4 protein-coding genes are annotated in these 5,149 nt (G+C 59.7%); 1 reads left to right on the forward strand and 3 read right to left on the reverse strand.

Annotated features, from left to right (window positions below; genetic code table 11):
* On the reverse strand, window positions 1–1,353 hold a 1,353-nt coding region (gene lacG / locus AB5405_RS09440; RefSeq protein WP_368138302.1), incomplete at its 3' end, for a 6-phospho-beta-galactosidase.
* Between the two features lie 350 nt (window positions 1,354–1,703).
* Here lacG (AB5405_RS09440) and AB5405_RS09445 point away from each other — a divergent pair.
* Window positions 1,704–2,732, forward strand: a complete 1,029-nt coding sequence (locus tag AB5405_RS09445) for a LacI family DNA-binding transcriptional regulator (RefSeq protein ID WP_040358938.1) — start codon at window positions 1,704–1,706, stop codon at window positions 2,730–2,732.
* Between the two features lie 256 nt (window positions 2,733–2,988).
* On the opposite strand, the gene lacG (AB5405_RS09450) is transcribed toward AB5405_RS09445, so the two are convergent.
* Complete coding sequence (lacG, locus tag AB5405_RS09450) at window positions 2,989–4,428, reverse strand: 6-phospho-beta-galactosidase (RefSeq protein ID WP_117758688.1); 1,440 nt, start codon at window positions 4,426–4,428, stop codon at window positions 2,989–2,991.
* 66 nt (window positions 4,429–4,494) lie between these two features.
* Window positions 4,495–5,149, reverse strand: a 655-nt coding sequence (locus tag AB5405_RS09455) for a lactose/cellobiose PTS transporter subunit IIB (RefSeq protein WP_368138303.1), incomplete at its 5' end; no start/stop codon positions are given.

Raw genomic sequence — 5,149 nt, forward strand, 5'->3', positions numbered from 1 at the left:
GAACAGGCCGTAGCGCTTGTTATAGCCATTGGCCCACGAGAACTGGTCCTGCAGGCTCCAGATAAAGTAGCCCTGGACGTCGACGCCCTCGGCGCGCGCCTGGAGCACCTTCTCCATGTGCTGGTCGACAAAGTCGATGCGCTCGGGATCGGCGACGATGCCGTTTGCGTCGGGCTCGGGGTCCTTGTGGCCCAGGCCGTTTTCGGTGATATAGATGACGGGGAGGTTGGGATAGGTGGCGCTGATGTGCTTGAGCGTGTCGTAGAGGCCTTGCGGGTAGATGAGCCAATCCCAGTCGGTGGTGGGGATACCCGGCATATCGACCTGCTGCCCGACGCCCTTAAACTTAAAGCACGAGGTGCCCTTGTCTCCGGTGCCGTTAAAGCTGTTGGTGGACTCGCCATCGTAGGCGGCGATAAACGCCGACTGATAGTAGTTGAGGCCGAACATATCGTTGCGGGGCGCCGCCTTGGCGAGCTCCTCCATGTCGCTGTCCTCAACCGTAAGTGTGGCGTTGTTGGCACGCAGAATCTCGTTGATGAGTGAGAGGGTGCGCGCGGAGTAGTGACCCAGGAAGGCGCCGTCCATGATGAAGTCGGTGTAGAAGGCGTTGTACAGGTCGGCGGCGTGCTGGTCGGCGGGCGAGTCGGTGGCAGGATATGCCGGCGTCAGGACGTTGACCATGCCAATGCGTCCGCCCAGGTGCTCGGTCTCGTCAAGATCCTTATACAGGTTGACGGCGCGGGCGTGGGCAACGAGCTCGTTGTGCTGGCTCTGGATGCCGCTCGTCACATCAAAGTGATGGTTGGGCGGGAAGTTGCCTTGGATGTATTGGGAGTGCGAGAGGCTGATGAGCTCGTTGATGGTGAACCAATTTTTGACCTCGCGGAACTCGCGGAAGCAGAACTCGGCATAGCGCACATAGGCGTCGACGGTCTTGCGATTGAGCCAGTCGCCCTGGTTGAACAGGGCGGCGGGGGAGTCAAAGTGATGCAGGGACACATAGGGCTCGACGCCATACTTTTTGCAGCAGGCGAACAGCTCGTGGTAGTGCTTAACGCCCTCGGAGAGGGGTTCGGCATCGTCGCCGTTGGGGAAGATGCGGGTCCAGGCGATGGACACACGAATGGCGTTGAGTCCATGCTCGGCAGAAAGGCGGATATCCTCCTCGTAGCGGTTGTAGAAATCACTGGCCGGGTCGGGCAAAAAGCGACCCTGGGCGACAAGGTAATCGTCCCACATGGTCTTACCCTTGCCTGCCACCTTCGTGGAACCTTCCGTTTGGTACGCGGCGGTTGCGGCGCCCCAAACAAAGCCCTTCGGCAGCTGCTGTACGCGGTTTAGCAAAGACATATGCATGCACCCTCTCGTCTCGCTGTTCGATATTGTGCGTTTGCGCTCAGGAGGCTCCCTGGTTAGCGTTCAGCGGTGAAAAAGCCCGATAAACACTATCTTAAAATGATTAGAACCAAAATGAGCACGTGAACATTTGACAATGAGCACGTTAACATCCGGCTGGGATGTATAGAAACAAAACAACTTCAAACAGCCGCGAACGGTTGTATTTGTTCGGTAAGCGGTTTTGATTGACAGAAGTTTTCATGTTGTGGTATATGGCTCGGGTATCATGAGCACGTTATCAATGTATGTACGATGCGCCATGGGCGCGGGGAATAGTTGGGAAGCAGGTTAGCGTGGAAGGCATGGATCAGCAGACAAGGAATGGTCGTTCGGCGAGCGCGGCAGAGGTTGCGGCGCTCGCTGGTGTGAGCCGCCAGACTGTGTCTCGCGTGGTCAACGGTATGCCCAACGTGACGGAAAAGACGCGCAAGCGTGTGCTGGCCGCCATGGAAGAGCTGGGCTTTCGTCCCAATTTTGCTGGAGCGGCGTTGCGCGGCGGGTCGTATCGTTCTATTGGCCTGTGCATGTACAACATCACACGTGTCGGTAACCTGGCGACGCTCGAGGGTATCATGCAAGCGGCGCGCGAGCACGATTTTGCCGTCACTATGATCGAGATGGGCGGCGACAAGCCCTATGCACTTGCCGATGCCTCGCGCCGCATGGTCGAGCGACCCGTCGACGGTATGATTCTCAACATGAACCGCATGGCTCCCGATTTTGAGGAGTTTGTTCCCCAGCCGGGAGTGCGAACGGTCATCCTGTCCATGTATGCGCATCCGCGCTGCACGACGATCGACTCCGACCAGTATGGTTCGTGCGAGCTGTTGACCAATTATCTGCTGGAACATGGTCACTCGAATATGCGGTTTGTGGCGGGTCCGGAAAACTCGATTTCCTCACGTTTTCGTGAGGCCGGTTGGCGCGATACGCTGGGTCGTGCTCATGTCGATGCCGCTCCGATGCTGCGTGGCGATTGGAGTGCGGACAGTGGGTACGCCATGGGCGAGCGGATTGCGGCCGAGGTGCTTGCCGGCGGGTCGCAGGCGCCGACTGCCGTGCTTGCGGCAAATGACCAGATGGCGCTGGGCGTTATCGCCGCGCTCGAGAACGCGGGCCTGTCCGTGCCCGACGACGTGAGCGTGGTTGGTATCGACGACGCACTCGAGGGACTTGTTCCTCACAATCGGCTGACGACGCTGCGATTTGATTTGCGCGGTGTCGGTAAGCTTGCGTTTGAGGCGGCGATTGGAGAGAGCTCGTCTATCGAGGCGATTCATGTGCCGAGCACGCTGGTCGAACGCTCGACTGTTAGGGACATACGGGGTTAGGTCCTACTCCGTTTGTCTCGATTTGTAACAGGTAGACGGTCAAAAGCGGGCTACGTGTTACAGATTTAGATTCTTCGGAAAGAGCAATCCTGTTCGTCTCAATCTGTAACAGCTAGGACCAAAAAAACTCGGCTAGATGTTACAGATTGAGACAAACGGACCCGCCCAAAAAGGCCGGGGGCGGCGCGCCGTGTGACGTGCCGCCCCCGGCTGAGAAATGGGGACAGGTTATGTGGGCAGGCGACCCCGCCAGCCGCTAGTCCAGACGACGGGTCTGCGCCACGTGCTTGTACCAGTAGGCGCTTGCCTTGGGCGTGCGCTTCTGGGTTTCAAAGTCAACGTAGAAGAAGCCGTAACGCTTGTTGTATCCGTTGGTCCAGGAGAACTGATCCTGCAGGCTCCACAGGAAGTAGCCACCCACGTTGACGCCCACCTCCATGGCCTTGAGCAACCAGCGCAGGTGCTGCTCGATGTAGTCGATGCGCGGCTGGTCGTCCACAAAACCGTCCTTGTAGGGGTCCTTGTAGCCCATGCCGTTCTCGGTGATGAAGATTTGCTTGTAGTTGGGGTAGCGCTGCTTAATGTAGACGAGCAGATCGAACAGGCCCTCGGGATAGATGATCCAGTCCCAGTCGGTGGTGGGGATGCCAGGCTTGTTCACATGCTCGCCAATGCCCTTAACGCGCCAGCGGCCGGTGCCCTTCTCGCCCGTACCGTTGTGGTGCAGGTCGTTCTCGCCGTCATAAGCCTTCAAGAAGCGGCACTGGTAGTTGTTAACGCCCAGGTAGTCGTTGTAGAGCGCGGCCTCGCGCATGATCTCGAGATCCTCGTCCAGGATCTCGATGGTGCCGCCCGAGATGGCCGCCAAGCGGTTGGCGCACTCGAGGGTGTCGGGCGCGTAGTCGCCGCGGAAGGTGGCGTCGAGCAAGAACTGGTTCTGCAGCACGTGCTCGTTGTTGGCGGCCTTGATGTCGGCGGGGTCGTTCTCGTTGAGCGGATACTTGAACTCCAGCGACTGGATGACGCCGATTTTGCCCTTAAAACCGCCGTTGTGGAAAGCCAGCACGGCCTTGGCGTGGGCGAGCATCATGTTGTGCTCGCACTGGAAGGCCTCGGCCAGATGAGCTTTGACGCCACCGGGGAAGGTGCCCTCGATGTAGGTGTTGGAGGCGTCGGCCCAGATCTCGTTAAAGGTGAACCAGTAGGTCACCTGGTCGGCGTACTCCTTAAAGCAGAAGGTGGCAAAGTCCACAAAGGCGTCGATGGTCTCGCGGTTGAGGAAATCGCCCTTCTCAAAGAGGGGCAGCGGCGTGTCAAAGTGATGCAGCGTGACAAACGGCTCAACATGGTGCTTATGGCATTCGGCGAAGAGGTCGTGGTAGAACTGGACGCCCTCGGGGTTGATCTCGCCGGTGCCGTTGGGGAAGATGCGGCTCCAGGCGATGGAGAGGCGGATGCCGTTGATGCCAAACTCCTCGCACAGTTCCAGGTCGACGGGGTACTGGTTGTAGAAGTCCGAAGCGGGATCGGGGGAAAAGCGCCCCTGGGCCTCCAGGAAGTCGTCCCAGGCAACCTTGCCCTTACCGTGAGTGCGGGTCTCGCCCTCTACCTGGTAGGCAGCAGTGGCGCCGCCAAAGACAAAGTCCTCGGGAAACTGCGCAGGCGGGTTAGTGACGCTAGCAGGGTTAACGGACATGATGATCCAATCGTCTAAATCGAAGGGCCAGCCGGTCTTGGATGGTCGGCTGGCCCTGAGCGTTACTTACTTCGAGAGTTGCTCGCTTACGAAGGCGAGAGACTTGTCGCCGTTCTGGGAGAGCTCGATGTACTGCTTGCCACGGCAGGCGACGCACTTGTTGCCCACGCGCTCGCAGTCCTTCTGAAGGTCGGCCAGGTAGCTTGCGGCCTGCGGGGCCAGGACGACCAGGTCAAAGTCGGGGAGCATGTCAACGTGGTTGCCATAGGCCTCGGCAGCGGTTTCAAGATCGATACCGCGCTCCTTGGCGGCCTTGGCCAGCGCGTTGGCGAGCAGGCCCGAGGTTCCGCCGCCCTGGCAGAGCACGAGCACGCGCTTGCCGTTGAGGTCGCTAGTGGCCGTAGCCTCGGTGGCGGGCGCTGCGGAAGCGGCGGGGGCGCCGGCCTTCACGGCCTCGGCAGCAGCGCCGGCGGCAACGCTCTTGGCATCGGCCTTGCCCTGGAAGGCGTCGTTGAGCTTGGCGGCCTTCTCAGCGTTCTTGGCGGCGAGCTCCTCCTGGGAGATCTCGGCCTCCTCGGTGCACTTCTGGGCGTCATAGGCACGGAAGAACGGGTAGTACAGGGCAAAGTCGACGACCAGGATAAGGGCGAGCATCACAAAGGCGAGCGGCTGGAAGCCCAAGCCCATGATGGTGCCGATGGGGCCGGGGACGGTCCAAGGC

Source organism: Collinsella aerofaciens (assembly GCF_040920445.1).
In the GTDB taxonomy this organism is placed as follows: Bacteria; Actinomycetota; Coriobacteriia; order Coriobacteriales; family Coriobacteriaceae; genus Collinsella; species Collinsella aerofaciens_BH.